A 20,561-nucleotide genomic window follows, 5' to 3' on the forward strand; every position below is an offset into this window, starting at 1 on the left:
TTCGCACGCCGGGTATTGATAGGGCGCAACCGTGTCGGGGTAGATGCCGGAAAGCGCAAGGCCTCTGACCATCCACCCCGACACGGCCGGGGTGTCCAACTGTTGGAGGGCTAGTGTGTAGCCGAGCGGCCGGCGGTGCGCAGAGGTGGAGCTACGACGCCGTCGGGGATCGGCTCCAGGTACGGTGTTAGCGCGAGTATTTCCGCGTGCTCCCGCTGCGCCGCCGCCAGGATTTCGGGATCGGTGACGATGGCAGTGGCCATGGCCGCCATGGATGTGGCCGCGTGGATCATACCCTTGTGCGCTGCCGGCATTTTGCCTTGCGCCACGGTTTGCCAAGCGTGGAATGGAGTGCCCAGCGCCGCGGTGGCGGACGAGATCTGCACTGTGGGCACCACCCAACTCACATCGCCCACATCCGTGGAGCCGGTCATCTGCGGGCGCGGCTGTTCCGGAAGGTACGGGGCAATCTCGTCGTGCAGGGCGCGTTCATCGCGCACGTCCCAGCCGGCGAGCCGCTTCGACCCGGCAATCTCGCGGGCGTCAAGCCCGACAGCGAATTCCGAGGCGGCGAGTTGGTCGGCGGCGTCGAACGGCACGGGGCCGAGCTGCTGCAGTACGCCCTCCAGGGTGCGCTCGAGCACCTCGTTGGGGAGCACCTCGGCGCACGCGCCGTCGAACTCGATCTCCAAATCTGTCTCCGTCATCAAGGCGGCGCCGCGGGCGATCTTCTCTACTCGTTCCTGGAGGTCCCGCATCTGACGCGTGTCCTCGGCCCGGATCACGTAGTAGACGCTGGCGTGGGCCTGGACCACGTTGGCGGAACGGCCACCGGCATCGGTGATCGCATAGTGCACCCGTGCGGAATCGGGCATGTGCTCCCGCAGGAAGTTCACCCCAACATTCATCAGTTCGACGGCGTCAAGCGCGGAGCGCCCAAGATGGGGCATCGCCCCCGCGTGGGCTGCAAGGCCCGTGAAGTGGAAGTAGACCTGCGAATACGACAGCGTCAGGGACTGGCGGCTTCGCGTAAGGGTCATTGGATGCCAGGTCACGGCCGCGTCGACGTCGTTGAACGCCCCTGACTTGACCATGAACGTCTTGCCGGCAGCGGCCTCCTCCGCGGGGCAGCCGTAGTAGCGAACCCGGGCCTGGATGCCGGCTGCCTCGAAGTACTCCGCGGTAACCACCGCGGCCAGCAGCGCACCGGAGCCGAGCAGGTGGTGGTGGCAGCCGTGCCCGTTGCCGGAGGTGTTCGCCGGGTCCGGGGTGCGCTCGGGGTTCCCGGACTCCTGGCTGATGTCAGCCAGGGCGTCGTACTCACCCAAGAACGCGATGACGGGCCCGCCGGTGCCACGTTCTGCGCTGAACGCCGTCGGGATGCCGGCCACCTTCTCGGTGATCGTGAATCCATGCGCACGGGCGGCACCTTGGTGCTTTTCCTGGGCGCGGGATTCCTCCCAGCGCATTTCCGGGTCGTCCCAGATTGCGTCGGCCATTGCCGTGAACTCAGGTGCGGCCGCCGCCGTCCGTTCGGTGAGCGCGGTCAGGTGGTCTGTGTCCAGGGTGCCAGCGGTCATGGTGCTGTCGATGGTCATTGTTTTCCTTTCGAAGGGGTTGGATACGCGTTGTGGCGCGGTAGCAAGGCGGAATGGCCCTACTGGGCGTCGGCCTCTGGCTTCGGCCTAAAGGTCAGCATCACCGCGGCCGCGGTGAGGACCACCCCGAACAGTGGGGCGGCGGTGGCCAGCGCGGGCACCGCCGGCACCAGCACGTAGATGACGAGGACGCCGACGACGAGGCCGGCAATGAGCACCTTCGGCTGCTTCCGGTTGCTGATGATGTTCTGCATCAGGAAGGCGCCCAGTACCGCAGGAACCACGAACTTGGTGACGGCGGCGAGCAGGTCGGCCGGGATGGCCGTCAACAGCCACTGCCCGAAGACGGCGACGACGAGCACGAGCGCAACGACGTGGATGATGGCGGCCGAGCAAATCGCCAGGGTCGCGGCGATTTGTGCTTGCGGAGTTCCCGGTTTGGCGTTGATGCGGCCTTGGGCGGTGACCGCGGCGGGCAGCAGCTTGGTGGAGATGTTGCCGATCAGGAACGCTTGGTACATGGCCCCTGGTCCGAGGATCGGGAAATAGGAGATCGGTTCGATCACCCAAACCACGCCCATGACCAGCGCAATCGCGACGACGGCGGTGACCAGCGTCCCGGGGCTGATGGTGTATCCGCCTACAAAGACCATCAGGATCGGGCCGATCAGCATGGCCGCCATGCCGGCGAGCATCGTGATCGGTCCCCACAAGGAGGTGGTGCGGTCGTAGCCCGCCATAGGGTTTAGTGTCGTGCCGGGACTTTCGGTACGCGCGGAGGTGTTTGACATGCTTGGTCCTCTCAGAAGGTCAGGAGATGAGATAGCCCACAGCGATCGCCACGATCATGGCGGCACCGAGCGCAAATTCGAGCAGGGTCGGCTTGTTCAGCCGCCTGGCCAGCAGGGTAAGCGCCAGCATGATCAGCGCGGACGTAGCGAACACGATGGCACCGTCGAAACTGGCCGCCACCTCCTTCAGACCCATGGTGAAGAACGCGCCGATCAGGGCAGCCGTGGGCAGAACCGACCAGCGTGCGGAGCGCTTGCGGGCGGTCTTTGTGCTGGTGCCTGCCGCCATACTCCGCTTCATGACGGGGGTCATCACGAGCGTGACCACCATCCAGCCGCTGCCACCGATGGCAAGCGCCAGCAACATGGTCACCAGCATGTTGCCATCCACGCCGGGGTCGCCGAGGGCGGAGCCCATGGTGCCTAAGGCGAGGTTGGCCGCGATTGTTTCGTACGCGGCGGAACCGATCAGACCGATGCGGGTGATCGTGCTCGGGCTGCCGAACAGCGGCAGCAGGGCGAGTGCCACCAAGCAGACCGCGATTGATGGGCCGATGGCTGAAACGCCCCCGGCGCGGAACGCGGTGCGCACCTGCTTGGCGGGCATGCCCACCTCGGCCGCGGCGGCCTTGGCAGCCCTCAGATAGATGACACTTTGAACCAGAATCACCACGAGCACCGTGATGGCGCCGATCCACAGCAGTGGGTGGTTGACGGTCTCGGCCAGGGTTGGGGCAGCTTCCTCCATGGAGCGCTCCTTTCACCTCGTAGGGTCCCATTCCTTAGAGCGGGCGGGTCAAAAGTGAGTTTGACAACAGTCGGTTTCCGCTAGGTAAAAGACGCTGAATCTGTGAAAATGGGTTTCCTAATGAATGACATCTCGATTTCTGATGAGGATGCGCGCCTGATTCACGCACTTCAAATTTCGCCGCGGGCGCCTTGGAGCGAACTGTCACGGGCGTTGTCTGTCGGCCCAGCAGCACTGGCCCGGCGTTATGCGCGGCTGCACGATGCTGGTCTGGTCCGGGCCATCGGTCACCCCTCGTGGATTAACAGCAGCGGCAACACTGCGTTCGCCGAGATCGATCTGGAGCCGGGCTCGCTCGCTATGGCCACGGCTATCCTCTCCGAGCTCCCCATGGCGCTGACGCTGGATGCCGCAGCCTCAGGCACCTGCCTTATCGCAACACTCAGCGCACCCAGCGAGGCCGCGCTGGCGGCACTACTGCTCGAGACCCTGCCGTCGCTGCCGGGGGTCCGGGACGTGCGGGCGCATATGGCTACGTCTGTCCTGAAGTCCGGCGAACGATGGAACGTGCGGTCGCTGGATCCGGAGGAGGTGGCGCGGATCGGCGGCCCGCAACCGCCCCGCGCCAGAGCCGCGCGGGCGCTGGACCCACAATTCCGCGTCGCCCTCATGGCCGCGCTTGGACAGGACGCCCGCACACCGGCCGCCGTGCTGGCTCGCGACCTAGGGGTTAGTGAGCAGAAAATCCACGACGCCGTTGCCGTGCTGCTGCACGGCCAGCAGTACCGGTTGCGTACCGATGTTGTCAATGTCTGGTCCGGCTGGCCGGTGCACATCTGGTACTTCATGGAAGTCCCACCTCGACAGCTCAGTTCCGTGGCGTCCGCGCTCACCACCCACCCGGAGGTCCGGTACGTCGGCACTGCAGCAGGACTGGCCAACCTGACGTTCGACGTGTGGCTGCGCAATTTAGGTGTGCTGCACGTCCTGGAGGCTAAGATCGACTCACTCTCCCAGACAGGCGTCAAAATCAGGCGCCAAATCATTCTGCGCACGTCCAAACGGCTAGGCCATCTGCTCGACGACGCGGGCCGCTTCACCGACCGCTACGTGCCGCCGCCTAGCTAGGCCGCCGGCGTCCGCGGCATAAATTCTCGGCCTGGCTGGGGAGAGCGAATAGGCCCCTCCCCCGGCTGCTTATGGGTACGCGTGCATATTCGATTGCAAACTATCCGTGCTGCGCAAGCCAACGCTGCAGGACCAGACCTGCTCGAAGTCAGTCGAGGTTACGCAGTCTGTCGGGTAACCGGACCCTAACTCGGAAAGTCCGGAAAACCTCCGTTACCAGCATTCGGCGACCAACCAGCCGGCACCCGCAAAGGGGCAACACCGCGGTCACCCAAGAAATCCAATCTGCTTCGTTGAAAGATGACGCGGGCGGGGAGATTCGAGGCAAGTGGCGGAAACATAAGGAATCCGGGCCAATCCGGCGGCCGCACAAGGCAATCCGAGATGAAGAGTGTGGACATTGTCCACGCCCTTTTCTGCTCGATCGAACACCGAGAAGCAGGGACTTGACGCACCCTTGCACACTCAAACCCTGCGCAGGGAAATCGGTGCTGCCGCCTCTGCAGATTGCCTGCCGGTCGGAAGAGCAAACCGAGTTGCGGCGGCTCTCTAATTGCCAGAACGAGTGAACAATTCGACACAGTGGAAGCACCTTCTTCAGCAATTACCTCGCCGAAACGAGACCGAAGAATATGTCCAGGCCCGTCCGGCCAACCCCGACGGCAGATATGGGGGGCCAGCTGATGCCTCAACATATCGGCCACCTGATCGATGCAGTCAGGGTCTACCTCGAGGCAAGGGGAACGGACCTTGACTGATTGACGGCTTAGCGGACTGCCCACTGAGCCGTCGAGTCACGCTACGGATACATATAACTCTCACTCATAGAGGTGAAGGCCCGCACGGGCGCAACTAAAAGGAGCCCGGCTTGGCGCCAGGCTCCTTTTGTTGAGGTCAGTCCAACACATACTCACTTGTGTCAGTGCTCAGGCAGTTGCGGATGCTACATGTCCAGGTGACCGAGGAATTCACCGGTGTAGGGGCAGAGGTAGGCGACGGTGTCTTTTACGCGGACGGTGAAGTCGGTACCACCCGGAACCTCGAACCGTTCGCCTTCCTTGTAGGTTGTCCACTCCCCCTGACCGGCGGGTTGCTGCACATCCCAGGTTCCGCGGACGAGGTGCATCCATTCTTTGACGGGGGCTTCGAACTTCCATTCACCGGGCTCCATCACCCCGACGGTGAAGTTTCCCTGCTCGTTCTTGAATTCAAGGCTTCGTACTTGTCCCTCGAAGTACTCGTTCTGGCCGATCATCACATGCTCCCATTCGCAGTTGCGGTCTTCGGCTCGCTGGTGCGGCCTGCTGCGAATCACACTATTGAAGCCATCCTTTCCAGACCATCGCCGGGGCGTACTCTTAGCTAACCAAATAGTGGCCGGCCCGTACAGAAATGCCGCCTGATCGTCGCTAACATGGGGCCATGGCACTTGAATTGACGGCGTTCACGGTGGCCAAGCTTGCTTCCACCCCAGGGCTTGGGCTGACGACGGCGCACGGAGGCGCCGGCGTTGAACGAGCCGCCGGTGTCCCCATTGCTGTCGAGCGAAAAGGACCGTTTCCGAGACTCCACGGCGGCGAAATGGTGCTTACCAGCGGGCTGCACATCGGTGAGGACTGGACAGCCTGGAAGAATTTCCTGTCGGAAGCCACGGGCGCCGGTGCCTCGGGGCTCATCATCGGCCTCGGCGCCGATGCCGCATTCGAGCGCCTCCCGGCGCAGGTGCTGGCTCTGGCAAGCGAGAATGACCTGCCACTGCTGACCGGTGACATCGCCGACTTCGGGCGAATCGCGCACACCATCGCCGTCCTGCACGCGGAAGGACAACGGGAAGCGCTCAGACGGCCGCTCGACCTGCAGATGGAGATCACAGCAATTGTGGCCCGCGGCGGCTCGTTTGGGGACCTGCTGTCCGGCTGGCAGCAACGGACCGAGGAGCCGGTGGCTGTATTCGATCGTCTCGGGAGGGTCATGGCCAGAAGCTCGGCCTTTCCTTCGATCCTGCTCGCGCCCTTGAGCGAACGCCTCGCCGGACGTGAAGCACCACGACTTGGAGAGCAACTCCTCCTGTCAGCCACCGAACTGGTCGCGGATCCCGACGGCACATCCGCCGGCGTAGAAGAGACGGTCGAGGTCTTCCCGTTCGCAGGCAATGACACTGTCCGGGGGTTCTGCGTCCGTATCCCGACGGGCCAGGAGACGGCTGAGCTCGCCGCGCCAGCACTACGTTCGCTCCTGGCACTCGAATTCGAACGCGTGTGGTTCCTCGACGAATCTGCGCGCCGTAAGCGCGCCGAACGGTTTGCCCGCCTCCTGACGTTCACGGAGCCGGGCAGCGCCCGGACGTTCCTCCGGAGCATCGGCATAGATTCAGGCCCGTTGCGGGGCGTGAGCATCGAAGCGCGCAATGAGACCCATGCCGAAGTGCTCATCGACGATCTCGCAGTAGTCCTCGCCGCCCCTTTTATACGGCACCGTCACCGCATCGTCGAATGTCTGGCAACTGTGGACCCCCGCCAGGCCCTGGCTGACTACGGCCTCGACGTCCCCACGGGGATCGGCACCAGGGGCGCTCCCGAGCACTCCGCCCGCAGCATCAGGCAGGCAACCCTGGCCCTGGAGACCAGCCGTCGGGCCGGCACCCCCATCGAGTACGTCGACGGAGCCTCGCACGAGTTCCTGATCAACGCCGCTCCATCCGAATACCTGGAAGCCTTCTCCAGCGCTGTCCTCGCCCCCATCGAGAACTCGCGCGGAGGCGAAGCCCTCCTGAACACACTGCACACCTGGCTTCTCGAGCGCCGATCCGTCGAAGCGACAGCCGAACGAATGGGAGTCCACCGGCACACAGTACGGAACCGGATGCAGCGGATCGTCCAGATCACCGGTCACGACCTGGACGGAATCGATGCTCAGACCGAGCTCTGGCTCGCCCTGAAAGTCAGGGGCTTCCGCGACAGCGTAGGTACTTCACCTAAAGGGCCATAACTAACAGTGGGGATTCGCCGCCGAGGCCATATTCCGGGCTGACGTTAGCTGCCATGATGGTCGTCACATCCTGCGGACCCACCGCGAAGATCCGGTACTCAAATGAGGAACGACACCATGCCCACCACCGTAGCCACCACAGATTCCGTCCCCCGATCCATACTCCGCCGAGTCGTCATCGCCAGCGGGCTCGGCACGTTGTTGGAGTACTTCGACTACGCCAGCTACAGCTACCTCGCGACCACCATCGCAATAGTTTTCTTTCCCCCGGAGGACCGCGCTGTTGCCCTGATGAGCACCTTCGCAGTGTTCGCGCTATCGTTCCTCGTACGTCCGCTCGGGGCCTTCGTCTGGGGCAGCCTAGGCGACAAAATCGGCCGCAAGAGCATCCTCGCCACGACCATCATCCTCATGTCCGGAGCCACCTTCCTCATCGGATTCATACCGAACTACGCCACCATCGGCATCGCAGCACCCATCCTGCTCCTGCTGCTCCGCGTAACACAGAGCTTCTCAGCCTCCGGCGAATACGCCGGCGCAGGCACCTTCGTTGCCGAGTACGCCCCCGCCGCCAAGCGCGGACTGCTAACAAGTGTCGTACCCATCGCAGCTGCCGCCGGGTTCCTGGCAGCCTCGCTCATGGCCACCATCCTCTACGCCAGCACCTCACCGGAATTCATGCAGGAATGGGGCTGGAGGATCCCGTTCCTCATCGCGGGCCCGCTCGGCATCGTTGGCCTCTGGCTTCGCCTGCGTTTGGAAGACACCCCGCAGTTCCGCCGGGTGCTGGAACTCGAAAAGAAGCAGCGCCAGAGCGCAGTTGATCAGCCTCCGGCCTCAAACCGCTGGTCCGAGACCCGCAAGAGCCTCCCCTCAATGCTCAAGGCACTGCTCGTCATGTCCCTCAATGCCGGCGCCTACTACCTCCTGCTCAGCTACACGCCCTCGTTCCTCATCGAAGAAGCCGGAATGAGCGAAGCAACCGCGACATTAGTAGTCACGATTGGGCTCGTCGCCCACATCATCTTCATACCCCTGGCCGCCCGCCTGTCCGACCGGATCGGCCGCAAACGGACGCTGATGATCTCAAGCATCGCCTTCATCGTGTTGAGCTACCCGATCATGACCCTGCTTTCCTTCGGAGGCGTGGTCCTCGCCTCCGCGGTCCTCATCGTCTCGCTCATGTTCTTCGCCATGAACGATGCAGTGTTTCCTTCATTCTTCACCGAACTGTTCGGCACCCGCTCGCGCTACCTCGGATTCGCGTTGCCGTTCAACGTCGGCGCCATGCTCTTCGGCGGCGTCGCACCGCTTATCGGCACCTGGCTGATCGCCACGACAGGCAACCCCAGCTCGCCGGCGTTCTTCCTGATGGGCATCGGTGTGCTCTCCCTGGCGGGCTTGCTGATGAGCGCGGAGACAGCACGCAAACCCCTCGCCGACGAGCAAGCTGAAGTACGCAAGCAATCGGTCCCCCACGTTACAGCGCCATAACACCGCAGGACTCGTCTTTCGGAACTATGGGCAGGGCCGGACAGCACCTCGGGTAATGCTGTCCGGCCCGTACGCGTGCCATCAGAGCAGCGTAATCGCCCGCGGCGTTTGTCCGAAGCAGCGCTTGCCGGCATTCCCTGCCTTCTGGACCTAGACGTGACCCCGGCCGACACTGCCAATCGTTGAGCACCCGGAGTCGAAGAGCCGAAACGAGGATTCTTGAAAACCCGTCGTCAACGACCCGCTCCGGAGGGGCCCCTCTCGGCAATCCGTGGCCGGCTCCGACGTGCTAAGCCGACATTCGCGTGAACTGCAATGTTCCGGAGGCACCATTGGGAGCGGTCATATGCGTCGGGCCCGCGTCCCGCTTGATTTCGCAGTGCGCTTCGATGACAAGGCCAGGACCCATTTGATAGCACTCGCCCGCCCGTGGCCGCCGAACTCTCACTTCGGAATGAACCTGCACATGTAGAACGCTTCCGGACCCGCGTCATGTCGCTACTGCCGCTCACATGCATGAGCAGATGAAGGCCCAAGGGGGAAGAGCCAATGGCCGCAAGCAGTCACAATACGAAAGATCTCAGTGTGGACAATGCACAGACCCCTCTTTGGCCTGACAAAGCGTCCGCCCGGCAAGTCTCCCCAACGCCAGGAACGAGCCGAACCCAAGATCTTTGACGCAGGATCTCGAAGTCATGTCGTGCTCAGCACCCCTACCCACGAAGAGGTGCAGGACAACCACGACCTACCGAACGAACCAAGAGACGAACATATAACCCCAGCTCACAGCAAGCGGAACGCCCACCAGCCAGGACGCCGATACCGCTTCCCTACCCAAACTGAACAGGCCGCACCCGGCGGCCAGGCACCATCCGGGACACCCAATCAGAGGGACTTGTCAACCGCTGTCAACAGTTAGAAGCAATATCCCCTCTGACGAGGGGTTATGCGGTGCCCGAGGTGGGACTCGCACGGGATTCAGGGCCTTGAGAACACCGGGAAGTCCGTGGAACGTGCGGAATTCGGGGCAGTCCGACGCGTGTACGAGGCAGTCCGGGGCGGAGGGTGTGGACATTGTCCACACCCGGGTTCGGGTCGCAGTCAGTGCGGGGAGCGTCAAAGCAGGCTTCACCTTGAACAGCGGATGATAGACGCCCGAGGAATCGTCCAGCTGGGGCCCAATGACGGGCCGGGCACAGACAGCGGTCCGGTCTCGAATCGCCGCGCTGGCTTCTGCACCCTCCGGACGGCTCACTGCTCAAGCGATGGGCGCCGGATTGCCGCGCGGACTCGCTTTGAAGGGCAACTCCGACAAGAGCTTGTTCATGACAGGACCCAGCCCCCGCGACGCTGCAATCATGACGGAAAAAATCATGGCCAGTGCGAAGGACCAGATCCCAATGAACATGATGATGCCGACATGCAACAAGACGCAGGCGACGAATCCTGCGGTCTGCACGATGGGTCGCCTGCTAAGGAGGGCTCCTGCAATGACGCCTTCCATAATCATCGTTCCCCAACTAAGTATTAGAGCAACGATAGGAACGGATGTAAGAAAGAAAACGAAGCTTTGAAGAAAGTTCGCAGTTCCGAAGAATTCACCGCGAACGATGTAGTACAGGGCACTTCCCTCGCTCCAATTCTCAACACTCAGTTTTGCCAACGCACTGTGCAGATAGATATACGCAACCTGGATCCTAAGAGCCCAATGTGCGGCCCACGAAATTCCTTGCCAGGCACCAAACCTGGTAGTGGATCGTGAGTGGCCTTGCGGCCAGTGCCAAAGCCGGTTATCTGGCAGAGAGACAAACACGAGGAAAAAGTCGTGAAAATCAATACCGTGTCGCCACGTCAGGTAGGGCAACCGTATGGGCAAATGAGTAGGAAAGCCAAAGGTGGAGAATTGACGTAACTCGAGGAAGAAACCCGGAAATCACAACGATTAGACCAATAATCATCAAGACATGCACAACCTCATCCGAGAGCTCGCTCGCAACGCAGAATAACGATACGTTCTCCAGTGCACGAGTGCACTGTCCGGCTGGAGGCTGTCCCAGAATCGGAACCGAGTAGAGGTAGGGCGCTGGTGTCAGTAGGAGTGTCAGTACCTGGGAGAGCGCCAGACCGCTCCTGGCGCCAGCAATGATTCGGGATTGTAGATTGAATGACCAGATGTCATTTTACAGACTGGATATTATTCTCATCGCACCTTGCATCTCGAATCCACAACCGCACCTTTGACTTCAAACCGGGCTTCTGATTCAAATTCCCGGTAAGCCCATGGGACTGCTTTGGTTTGAAAAATTACTATCCGGCCGCAAACGGAAGCAACCGGTGAGTCATTGTCGACAATCTGGGTTTCCAAGGATCGCACCCTCTCAAGGCATTCCTGTCGACCGCCGTCGGGGCTGCAATCGACCCATTCCATTATGGTGTTACCAATCACGCCCAGCTCCGGCCCCTGAGACCTTTGTTTACGACTTAGTCCGAAGTAGTTTTCGGGCCGGGTTTGTGGAGTCTGCATCAACGACTCTACGGATCCGTCATCTCGGAGCTGATAGACGGCGAATTCCGGCTCGTTCGGCGGCTTGGTGAAGAATGCCCACGCTTGGGGTGCAACTGACACCAATGTGCGGCGAAGGGGCTCCCCCTCCTTCACGGCTAACACATTGCTGGGCATGGCGTAGAAGATCGTAAGCGCGAAGAAGGCGCCAAACAGTGCTAGAGAAATTACTCCCGCAAGCACCGACGTTCTTGTTCTCCGTGACGGGTTATGCAGGGTCATGGCAAGTCTGGGCAGGTAGCCAGTTCAGGGATAGGAGTGACGAGTTCATCGCAGCGCTCGTGTGAGCTCTGCAATAGCGGTGTCCCGCCCGATCTCTTCTACACCTGCCGTTGTCATGTAGTCCTTGTTTGCCAAATAGCCGGGAACTACTAGCAAAACCAAAACGGCGCCACCGGCGACGACCACCAAGGTCGCAACCGCTACGTTGGCATACAAGGCGCCGTTTGCCACTACGAAGGCAGCCACCGCTGCCCATGTCCAAGTCACGCCGCACCCATAGGGCGCAACTTGCTGCGCATCCTGAGGATCGGTTATCGCCTTGCGGTAAGCCAGGTAGTCATAGAACTTTTCCGTGAAAGTGGCCAGGCCAGCCTCGACCGAGCGGAGCTTTCCGGAGCGGAGCTTTGGCAGTACTTCGGAACTAAACCCAGGGTAATAGGCCATGAAGTCCTGAACAATCGGGTCAACCTCGGCAAGAGTTGGGACCGGACGATCTGCGGCAAAACCCAGCAGGCTAAGCAATCGTGGGTTACTTTCGGCCAATGGGCCGACACCAGCTAGGAGAAGCCGGAGCGCATCTTCGGCGCTGTAGTTTCCTCGGAAATCTGTTTTCTTCGTTGAAACAGTGGTAGCCACAGATGCTTGAGCGGACGAGATACCAACCGGGCCGAGCAGAAGAGATAGCAACATAGCCACGCTGATGCGAAAAGTTCGACTAGATGAACTATAAAACACAATATTGCCCAATATTAATGAAAAGAAATTTAGTTGTAGACTGATTGCCGCTTTCGATTATTCATCGCCCTCAGTAATACGTCGAGCCAGCGAATCAGCTCTGTAGTACATGTGCATGAGCAGGGCCACCATGATGGCTGCGAACCCCATACCCGAGAAGAAGATCCACGGAACACTTGAATCATCCTTGGGCAGTACTGCGAATATGACCCACAGTGTTGCCACAAAGCCGATGAGCATCAACGGAATAGCTTTCAGGGCACCAAGCGCTGAAGTGTGTGCAGCGTTCCATGCACGCTCAGACGACAGAGTAGCTTTCGAGCGGATGCCAAACGTATAGTTAGGCTTCGAATCGCCGGACTTAACCTGCGATGCCAGCATTTGAAGTAGGCCTGCTACAACCAAGAACGCAATCGTGAACATTGTCGTGCTGAAAACCGCCCCCAAAACGATCCTTTCACTGTTACGTACTCGGATAACCGAGGAAACTCCAGATTGAAATGCCACGCTAACAGCGGCCGTAGCCCGTCGCAAATCACGGCCTTTGATTTGCTGTGGCTCCGACCACGACCCCGCCTTCAGTCATTCGCTAGCACCTGCGAAATAGGGAGATAATTCGTCGGCGGAGTTACGTTTGTCTTGCAGGGGTCGGAATGGAGCCATCCTGGAGAAGGCCTCAAGCTCCGCCGACAAAACCGCCGTCTATGCCGTGGTCACTGAAACTGCGGCCGAGTACTAACTCGCTCACGGCTGGCTCACTCCCAACCCCACAGTCTTCACCTCAGGCAAGGTGGCGGGCCGGCGGCTACCTGCTTGAACTATGGAGACTGCGTCGGCGCCGTGTTCTCAGGTGGGTACCGGCGCACACCCCACAGCACGATGACCGCGGCGACAAGCCAGAATAATCCAGCGCCGCTCACCAGTACGATCCTGCTGCCGAGCTGGTCCGCGAGCACACCAGCCAACAACGGGCCCAGAACGACACCCACGCCGCGGAACGCTTACATCCGGGCGATGGCTGTCATGGGCCCCCAGCCTGGCTTCTGGACCTTGAGCACAAGTAACGTCAGCGCTGGACCATCGATCACAGACACACAGGGGCCACCCCAAGCAGCATCAATAGCCCGGTGACGTTGGACGTGAAGGCAATGGCAATGGCAATGGCAATGGCAATGCCGATGCAACCGCGCAGGGTCAAAGTGGTTGCCAGGATTTTGTGGTCTCGACGCGGTCAAGCCGCGGGCGACAAGCGGCCCCAAACGACACCTGGCAAGAGGCTAAGCACAACAGCAGAGCCACAGTCCACGTTGACGCCCGGGCCGCCTGGAAGGCCAGCACCAAAGCCACCGTCGTCATGGAGGCGCCCGACTGGACAGGCCCCGGCTAAATGCCAAGAGGTTCAACTTCGCACCGCCGGTCCGGGATTTCGGGACTGCCGCTCAATCTCAACTCTTTCAATGGGTGACCACTGAGCCGGCCTCTCCTGTGCCCAAAGGAACGAATACGGCTTGAACACAGCCGACAGCCGCAGTCGGTGCACAGCCATGACCTTGAACAAGGCGCCCACCCAGGAGCGAGGCCATGGCTGGTGTCCTTGACGTAGGTTCTCGAAGTCACGTCGCGCTCAGTCCCCCTACCCATGAAGAGGTGTAGGCCAGCCACGACCTACCGGACGAACCAAGGGAGGAACGCATAAGCCCTCTACAAAGCAAGCGGAGGGCCCATCAGCCAGGACCCTGAACCCGCTCCCCCGCAACTGAACAGGCCAACCGGCGGCCAGGCAAACGCCGCCACCACACATCAGAGACTCGTGTCAACAATTGTCAACACGTTAAAGCAAAAACCCCCTCTGACGAGGGGGTATGCCGTGCCCGAGGTGGGACTCGAACGCGATTCCCGGCCTTGTAAACACTGGGAAGTGGCGGAAACATACGGAATCCGGGCCAATCCGGCGGCTGTACGGGCCAGTCCGGCGCGGAAAGTGTGGACATTGTCCACACTTCTTTTCTGCCGTGTTGCGACCATCCCGGCCGATGGACCTGGGCATGAAAGTTCGAGCCAAAGCACCACGGTCCTGGCCAGCAACGAAGCATCAAATACAGTCATCCGGTTCGCCTCCTTTCATATCCTTCATGGATGCCGGTCCCGGAAACACATGACAATAATCAGCCAACCTCAGGCCACATCGAGAGCCGGCCGTCCCACATCAGCCAACCACCTGTTCAGCAGACATAGCCCGATTTCCTCGAGGGAGCCCAGCGGAGCTCGGCCTTATGCCGATGCTTCGCGCCGCTAAGCGCTCCTGCTCTCGCCTTTAGTCCGCCACGAGTCTGGAGACTAAAAGAACACCGCACTCGAACTGGTCGAACTAGAACCTCATGTGATCGTTCTGGACACCTCTGGTGCTTCGAACGAACCTGCACGTCAGAGGAGACGAATCTATGCGTCGTTGGTCCTGCCGACGGGTCGTATCGGTTCGGCGGATACGTCTAACCACCTGGCCTTTGCTGTTCGCGGGACAGAAACCAGCCGCCAAATAGCGGGTTCATCGTTTGACGTTGGCATCAACGTGCCCTCGCTCAGAAACAGCGCAGGGCTCATACTGTCGTCCGGGGACCACCATCCGGACGCAGGACAATGTTCACCTGTTAGGGCTCGGCGAAGGACGCGCTTCTTCAACTGGCTTTACTCACTTTTCTGTACTTCGCAGCGGGAACGCCGAGCTGACATGGCTTGAAGCATCCGTTCCTATCCAAACCTCGTAGTCCTCCGACTTTTCGAATATCTGTCGTGGACTGTTGGCATCAGCCGCTACCCATATGATTTCGGAATCTGCTGTCGCATCGTCCACGAAGCCACACCGCACCACATTATTCAGACGTCTGATTTCTACGAAGTAGCCCCGAAGGTGGGCCCAGTTCGCATATTTCTGTAGTTCGATCACTTTCACCACCGTTGTATTAGGGATGATATTTGCGGATGCAGGCATTCAAATGCGGCAATGGCTAAAGGGCACGAAGGATGTCTTCCACGCGTTGTTTGGCGTCTCCGAAGAGCATTTGGGAGTTGTCTCTGAAGAACAGCGGGTTCTGTACTCCGGCGTAACCCGCTGCCATGGACCGTTTGAATACCACGACATTTTCAGCCTCCCAGACGCGCAGCACTGGCATGCCGGCGATGGGGCTGCTGGGATCCTCTGCAGCGGCGGGGTTTACGGTGTCGTTGGCTCCGATGACGAGAACCACGGACGTCTCGTTCAGATCTTCGTTGATTTCGTCCATTTCCAGGACGATGTCGTAGGGCACTTTCGCCTCGGCGAGGAGAACGTTCATGTGACCTGGCAGGCGCCCGGCGACGGGGTGGATGCCGAACCTGACGTTCACGCCGCGTTCCCGTAGGTGGTGGGCGAGTTCGGCGACGGGATATTGGGCTTGGGCCACAGCCATGCCGTAGCCGGGGGTGATGATGACGCTGGACGCGTTGGTCAGCATCTCTGCGGTTGCCTGTGCGGTGATTTCGTGGTGCTCTCCGTAGTCGGCGTCGGTTGAGCTGGGTGCGGAGATGCCGAACCCGCCGGCGATCACGGAGATGAATGACCGGTTCATGGCCTTACACATGATGTACGACAGGTACGCACCCGACGAGCCGACCAGGGCACCGGTGATGATGAGAAGGTCGTTGTTGAGCAGGAAGCCTGCGGCCGCGGCAGCCCAGCCGGAGTAGCTGTTGAGCATGGACACGACGACGGGCATGTCGCCGCCGCCGATCGAGGCCACCAAGTGCCAGCCCAGCCCGAGGGCCACGAGGGTGACCACGATCAGGAGCCAGAGCTGGGAGTCCTTGACGTACCAGACGGTCAGGGCGATGAATGCTACAAGGGCGCCGAGGTTGATAGCGTTCTTACCCGGCAGCATCAGCGGCGTGGACTTCATCCTGGCGGAGAGTTTCAGGAACGCCACGATGGAGCCCGTGAAGGTGACCGCGCCGATGAAGACGCCGATGAACACCTCGGCGTGGTGGATTGCCGTCAGTTCCGGGGACAGGCCTGGGGCTTGGAGGTGTCCGTTCCAGCCGACAAGGACCGCGGCGAGGCCCACAAAGCTGTGCAATAGTGCGATGAGTTCTGGCATGCCGGTCATTTCGACGACGCGGGCACGCCAGAGCCCGATGGCGCCGCCAACGATGACCGCGGCGACGAGCAGGCCCAGACCGGTCAGGGCGTGACTCGTGCCCCGCCCGTCCTGGAGGGTCAGCCAGATGGTCCCGGCCAGGGCGATGACCATGCCGGTGATGCCGTAGATCACTCCGGAGCGGGCTTTCTCGTGTTTGCTCAGCCCGGCGAGGCTGAGGATGAACAGCAGGGCCGCGACAATGTAAGCCGCCCCTGCGATGGACTCCGCGGTCAACGGACCGGAGACGGTGTCAGTCACGGTTAGGCTCCTGGTAAGTGTTGCTGCTGTTTCGGTGGCGGTGTTCATGATCGTGTCTTTCGTCCGCTGGAGAACATTGCGAGCATCCGCCGAGTAACGGCGAAGCCACCGAAAATGTTGATGCTTGCGAGCAGCACCGCAACGGAGGAAAGGATCTGCATGAGGGAGTTTTCGGAGGTGACCTGCAGCAGGGCGCCGACGACGATGATTCCGGAAATGGCGTTCGTCACCGACATCAGCGGGGTGTGCAGGGCGTGATGGACTTTACCGATGACGTAGAAACCGACCACGACAGAGAGCATCAGTACCGTGAAGTGCTGTGGCAACGGCGCTGGCGCGACGACATTGACCAAGAAAAGCGCTGCGATGCCCGCAGCGAACAACCCAGCCTTACCAACTGTGCCCAGACCTTCTGTCTTTGTCGCCGCAGTGTTTTCCGCTGTCCCGGTGTCGGCCTTTACAACCGGCGCCGCCGAGACCTGGACGGGAGGTGGGGGCCAGGTCTTCTCCCCACTCCTCACCACGGTGACCGATCGTTGAACGACGTCGTCGAAATCGATGCTGAGGTGCCCGTCCTTGTCTTTCGTAAGAAGCTTAAGCAGGTTCAGCAAGTTTGTGCCGTACAGCTGCGATGCTTGGGCCGGCAATCGCGCCGGAAGATCCGTATAGCCCAGGATCACGACGCCGTTTTCGGTCACGATCCTTTGTCCCGCGACTGAGCCTTCCACGTTTCCGCCCTGGCCAGCGGCCATGTCCACGATCACGCTCCCGGGCTTCATCCCGGCCACGTCCCCGGCTGTGAGCAGCCTTGGTGCCGGCCTGCCGGGAATCAGAGCAGTGGTAATGATGATGTCTACGTCCGCGGCCTGTTCTGTATATATCTGGGCAGCACGGGCGTTGTACGCTTCGGACGTTGCCTTGGCATAGCCGTCTGAGGAGTTCATCTCCTCCTCAACCTCGACCTTAATGTAGGTACCGCCGATGGACTTCACCTGATCAGCCACCTCAGGCCGGGGGTCGGTGGCGCGTACGATCGCGCCGAGACTGGAGGCCGCACCGATTGCCGCGAGTCCGGCAACGCCTGCGCCGGCAACCAGGACTTTCGCGGGCGGGACTTTGCCCGCTGCGGTGACCTGCCCGGTGAAGAAGCGGCCAAATTCGTGGGCGGCTTCGATTACGGCCCGGTACCCTGCTATATTCGCCATCGAACTGAGGACGTCCATCGACTGCGCGCGTGAAATGCGTGGCACGGCATCCAGGGCCAAGGCCGTGATAGGGCGCGACGCCAATGCCTCCACCAGTTCGGGTCGGAGCGCCGGGCTGAGCGTTCCGATGAGGGTGGCACCATCGGCTAGACGGCCTATCTCTTCTTCAGAGGGCGGATTAACCCGCAGCACTATTTCGCTGCTCCATGCCTCGTCGCTACCCACAATCAGGGCCCCAGCCTCGGCATAGGACTCATTAGGGAACGAGGCACGCTCCCCCGCACCCTTCTCGACCACAACCTCGAAGCCCAACCCCAACAAGTGCCGCACTGTGACAGGCGTCGCCGCAACCCTCGACTCCTGGCCCAGCTCGGCCACGATACCTATGCGTGTCATCGTTTGCTCTCTTTCATATGTAAGTTCCTGGCTGCACGTCACAGTCGTGAACGGGCGTCGTGGTCACGTCGGGTTGGATATGATCCACCTCCTCGCCCGGAGGCTAGACCAGGCGGGTCAGCCAGCCGTGACGGTCCTCGACGGTTCCGGTCTGCATGCCCAGGAGTTGCTCGCGGATGGCCATGGTGGTCTCGCCAGCCTTGGCGTCGTCGGCGCCGATGAACTCCGTGGCGTCCTTGAGGACACCGATCGGTGTGATCACGGCTGCAGTGCCACAAGCGAAGACCTCGGTGATCTCGCCGGAAGCAACACCGTCACGCCACTCGTCCAGGGTGATCTTGCGCTCTGTCACTTCGCGGCCCATGTCCTTGGCCACCTGGATCACGGACATACGGGTAACGCCCTCAAGGATGGTGCCGCTGAGGGCGGGCGTGACCAGCGAGCCGTCCTTCATGACGAAGAACACGTTCATGCCGCCGAGTTCTTCCACGGCTTCGTCATTGAAGTGGTCCAGGAAAAGCACCTGCTTGCAACCGTTCGATTCAGCTTCCTGCTGCGCGATCAGCGAGGCAGCATAGTTGCCGCCGCACTTGGCCGCACCTGTACCGCCGCGGCCCGCGCGTGCGTATTCGCGGGAGATCCAGATCGAGACGGGCTTGAGCTCGCCGCCGAAGTAGTTGCCGGCAGGGGAAGCGATAACGCGGAAGGACACCTCACGGGCAGCCCGGACACCCAGGAACGCCTCGGTGGCGATCATGAACGGACGCAGGTACAGGGCTTCACCGTCGCCGGACGGAACCCATTCCCTGTCTGCCTGGACGAGTTCGCGGATAGCGCCAAGGAAGTACTCCTCGGGCAATTCCGGAAGTGCGAGCCGGCGGGCCGACTTGTTCAGCCGTGCCGCGTTGGCTTCGGGCCGGAAGGTCCACACAGAACCGTCAGCGTGGCGGTATGCCTTGAGTCCTTCGAAGATTTCCTGGCCGTAATGCAGGACAGCTGCCGAGGGGTCCAAAGAAATGGGTCCGTAAGGCTCGATCCGGGCATTCTGCCAACCGCCATTTCCATCGGCGTCGACTTTGTAGTCGACGACAGCGGTGTGGTCGGTGAAGTAGTCGCCGAAGCCTGGGTTCGCCAGGACGGCTGCACGCTCCCCAGCAGACTTCGGGTTTTCCGAAAGCTGCTGGCTGAATTCGACGCCATGGGCAGTCTGAGTCATTCCGATTTCCTGTCTAGGCATATTGTGCGTTTTCGCAAGTGAAGCCCGGGTAGGCGATCCCGCCGCTGAACTGCAGCTGGCAAAGACGCCCCGGGGAGTGGGTCCCGGCGCGGCACCCGGATTTCGGGCTCTGCGTTGCGACGTCATCTGCCGCGCCGGGAGATTATGGGTATTCTGTTCCGCTGGCTTGGATTCGCTTATGTTGAGGTATTCAAGAGGCTCGTGCGGACGAGTACTTATCGGTGCAAGAAGCGCGCAGGGCGCTTCTCGACGAATGCCAGCATGCCTTCCTTTTGGTCAGCTGTGGCAAAAATGGAATGGAACATGCGGCGTTCGAACAGGATCCCGCTATCCAGGGTTGTCTGAAAGGCCGCATTTACTGCTTCTTTAGCGAGCATCACGGCTGGGGCTGGCATCCCGGCGATCGCCGCAGCCGTTTTTAGAGCATCGTCGATGAGTCCGTTTCCGGGAACTATTCGGGCCACAAGACCTATTCGTTCGGCTTCGACAGCATCTATGGTTCGGCCGGTAAGAATCATTTCCATGGCCTTTGCTTTTCCGACCGCCCGTGTCAGTCGCTGAGAACCGCCCATTCCGGGAATGACGCCGAGCTTAACTTCCGGCTGGCCGAAGGTTGCAGTGTCGGAGGCAAGTATAAAATCGCAGGCCATGGCCAGTTCACAGCCGCCGCCCAGTGCATGGCCAGAGACTGCAGCCACGACAGGCGTGCGAACAGCAGAGAGCCTTTCCCAGTCCTGCAGCCAATCTTCAAAGTACAAGTCCATGTACGATTTGGACGACATTTCTTTAATGTCAGCCCCTGCGGCAAAGACGCGTTCTGAACCGGTGAGGACGATGGCTCCTATTGTGGCGTCTCTATCCATTTCAGTCGCCGCTGAAACTACTTCCTGCATGAGTTCGTAGTTCAAGGCATTGAGCGCCTCGGGCCTGTTCAACGTGATTATGCCGACCCTGTCATTGCGCGACACGTTGATGGATTGGTAGTTCATTGCGGTCCTCATTGTTCAGTGTTGCCGTTCCGGAGGG

Annotated in this window: 15 protein-coding genes; 3 read left to right on the plus strand and 12 right to left on the minus strand. The window is 60.9% G+C overall.

Translation table 11 applies throughout. From position 1 onward, the window contains the following. Positions 1-110 precede the first annotated feature (110 nt). Genes J3A64_RS07960 through J3A64_RS07970 form a run of 3 tightly spaced genes read right to left on the minus strand, consistent with a single transcriptional unit; the run spans position 111 to position 3,137 of the window. Positions 111-1,598: an amidohydrolase gene (locus tag J3A64_RS07960; protein WP_014921607.1), complete on the minus strand. Its 1,488-nt coding sequence runs from the start codon at positions 1,596-1,598 to the stop codon at positions 111-113. A 59-nt stretch (positions 1,599-1,657) separates the two neighbouring features. After that, a complete protein-coding gene (locus J3A64_RS07965; protein ID WP_071162403.1) occupies positions 1,658-2,389 on the minus strand; it encodes a hypothetical protein in 732 nt (243 codons plus the stop codon). 19 nt (positions 2,390-2,408) lie between these two features. After that, on the minus strand, positions 2,409-3,137 hold the full coding sequence (locus tag J3A64_RS07970) for a DUF5058 family protein (protein ID WP_210063996.1): 729 nt from the start codon (positions 3,135-3,137) through the stop codon (positions 2,409-2,411). A gap of 120 nt (positions 3,138-3,257) precedes the next feature. On the opposite strand from J3A64_RS07970, the gene J3A64_RS07975 reads away from it, so the two are divergent. Further along, the gene (locus J3A64_RS07975; protein WP_210063997.1) at positions 3,258-4,265 is read left to right on the plus strand and encodes an Lrp/AsnC family transcriptional regulator; all 1,008 of its coding nucleotides are present in this window, start codon (positions 3,258-3,260) and stop codon (positions 4,263-4,265) included. A gap of 943 nt (positions 4,266-5,208) precedes the next feature. Here the strand turns inward: J3A64_RS07975 and J3A64_RS07980 are convergent. Next, the gene (locus tag J3A64_RS07980; RefSeq protein WP_017197464.1) at positions 5,209-5,580 is read right to left on the minus strand and encodes a pyrimidine/purine nucleoside phosphorylase; all 372 of its coding nucleotides are present in this window, start codon (positions 5,578-5,580) and stop codon (positions 5,209-5,211) included. Between the two features lie 107 nt (positions 5,581-5,687). Here J3A64_RS07980 and J3A64_RS07985 point away from each other — a divergent pair, with 107 nt between their 5' ends. Both J3A64_RS07985 and J3A64_RS07990 read left to right on the plus strand, forming a co-directional pair. Further along, a complete protein-coding gene (locus J3A64_RS07985; RefSeq protein ID WP_210063998.1) occupies positions 5,688-7,253 on the plus strand; it encodes a PucR family transcriptional regulator in 1,566 nt (521 codons plus the stop codon). A 117-nt stretch (positions 7,254-7,370) separates the two neighbouring features. Continuing rightward, the gene (locus tag J3A64_RS07990) at positions 7,371-8,747 is read left to right on the plus strand and encodes an MFS transporter (RefSeq protein ID WP_210063999.1); all 1,377 of its coding nucleotides are present in this window, start codon (positions 7,371-7,373) and stop codon (positions 8,745-8,747) included. A 1,258-nt stretch (positions 8,748-10,005) separates the two neighbouring features. Here J3A64_RS07990 and J3A64_RS07995 read toward each other — a convergent pair. From J3A64_RS07995 to J3A64_RS08030, 8 genes are all read right to left on the minus strand, one after another. After that, entirely contained in the window at positions 10,006-10,206 is a 201-nt protein-coding gene (locus J3A64_RS07995; RefSeq protein WP_210064000.1) for a hypothetical protein, read from the minus strand. Positions 10,207-10,947: 741 nt separating this feature from the next. Next, positions 10,948-11,532, minus strand: a complete 585-nt coding sequence (locus tag J3A64_RS24070) for an SdpA family antimicrobial peptide system protein (RefSeq protein ID WP_210064001.1) — start codon at positions 11,530-11,532, stop codon at positions 10,948-10,950. 45 nt (positions 11,533-11,577) lie between these two features. Continuing rightward, a complete protein-coding gene (locus J3A64_RS08005; protein ID WP_210064002.1) occupies positions 11,578-12,279 on the minus strand; it encodes a hypothetical protein in 702 nt (233 codons plus the stop codon). Between the two features lie 45 nt (positions 12,280-12,324). Beyond that, the gene (locus tag J3A64_RS08010; RefSeq protein WP_210064003.1) at positions 12,325-12,774 is read right to left on the minus strand and encodes an SdpI family protein; all 450 of its coding nucleotides are present in this window, start codon (positions 12,772-12,774) and stop codon (positions 12,325-12,327) included. A gap of 2,498 nt (positions 12,775-15,272) precedes the next feature. After that, positions 15,273-16,745, minus strand: a complete 1,473-nt coding sequence (gene pntB / locus J3A64_RS08015; RefSeq protein ID WP_286176225.1) for a Re/Si-specific NAD(P)(+) transhydrogenase subunit beta — start codon at positions 16,743-16,745, stop codon at positions 15,273-15,275. Continuing rightward, positions 16,742-18,298 (minus strand): Re/Si-specific NAD(P)(+) transhydrogenase subunit alpha, encoded by a 1,557-nt coding sequence (locus J3A64_RS08020; RefSeq protein ID WP_210064005.1) that lies wholly within the window; start codon positions 18,296-18,298, stop codon positions 16,742-16,744. Before J3A64_RS08020 ends, pntB begins: the two co-directional genes overlap by 4 nt. A 103-nt stretch (positions 18,299-18,401) precedes the next feature. Beyond that, positions 18,402-19,514, minus strand: coding sequence for a branched-chain amino acid aminotransferase (locus J3A64_RS08025; RefSeq protein WP_210064006.1), 1,113 nt, complete (start codon positions 19,512-19,514; stop codon positions 18,402-18,404). A gap of 236 nt (positions 19,515-19,750) precedes the next feature. Next, positions 19,751-20,524 (minus strand): enoyl-CoA hydratase, encoded by a 774-nt coding sequence (locus J3A64_RS08030; RefSeq protein WP_210064007.1) that lies wholly within the window; start codon positions 20,522-20,524, stop codon positions 19,751-19,753. Between the last annotated feature and the right edge of the window lie 37 nt (positions 20,525-20,561).

It is taken from the genome of Pseudarthrobacter sp. PvP004 (assembly GCF_017876035.1).
GTDB classification, from domain to species: domain Bacteria; phylum Actinomycetota; class Actinomycetes; order Actinomycetales; family Micrococcaceae; genus Arthrobacter; species Arthrobacter aurescens_A.

Bases quoted from the DNA above. Each gene is read 5' to 3' on its own strand.
- J3A64_RS07960 (WP_014921607.1), bottom strand. From the start codon at position 1,598: ATGACCATCGACAGCACCATGACCGCTGGCACCCTGGACACAGACCAC.
- J3A64_RS07965 (WP_071162403.1), bottom strand. From the start codon at position 2,389: ATGTCAAACACCTCCGCGCGTACCGAAAGTCCCGGCACGACACTAAAC.
- J3A64_RS07970 (WP_210063996.1), bottom strand. From the start codon at position 3,137: ATGGAGGAAGCTGCCCCAACCCTGGCCGAGACCGTCAACCACCCACTG.
- J3A64_RS07975 (WP_210063997.1), top strand. From the start codon at position 3,258: ATGAATGACATCTCGATTTCTGATGAGGATGCGCGCCTGATTCACGCA.
- J3A64_RS07985 (WP_210063998.1), top strand. From the start codon at position 5,688: ATGGCACTTGAATTGACGGCGTTCACGGTGGCCAAGCTTGCTTCCACC.
- J3A64_RS07990 (WP_210063999.1), top strand. From the start codon at position 7,371: ATGCCCACCACCGTAGCCACCACAGATTCCGTCCCCCGATCCATACTC.
- J3A64_RS24070 (WP_210064001.1), bottom strand. From the start codon at position 11,532: ATGACCCTGCATAACCCGTCACGGAGAACAAGAACGTCGGTGCTTGCG.
- pntB (WP_286176225.1), bottom strand. From the start codon at position 16,745: ATGAACACCGCCACCGAAACAGCAGCAACACTTACCAGGAGCCTAACC.
- J3A64_RS08020 (WP_210064005.1), bottom strand. From the start codon at position 18,298: ATGACACGCATAGGTATCGTGGCCGAGCTGGGCCAGGAGTCGAGGGTT.
- J3A64_RS08025 (WP_210064006.1), bottom strand. From the start codon at position 19,514: ATGACTCAGACTGCCCATGGCGTCGAATTCAGCCAGCAGCTTTCGGAA.
- J3A64_RS08030 (WP_210064007.1), bottom strand. From the start codon at position 20,524: ATGAACTACCAATCCATCAACGTGTCGCGCAATGACAGGGTCGGCATA.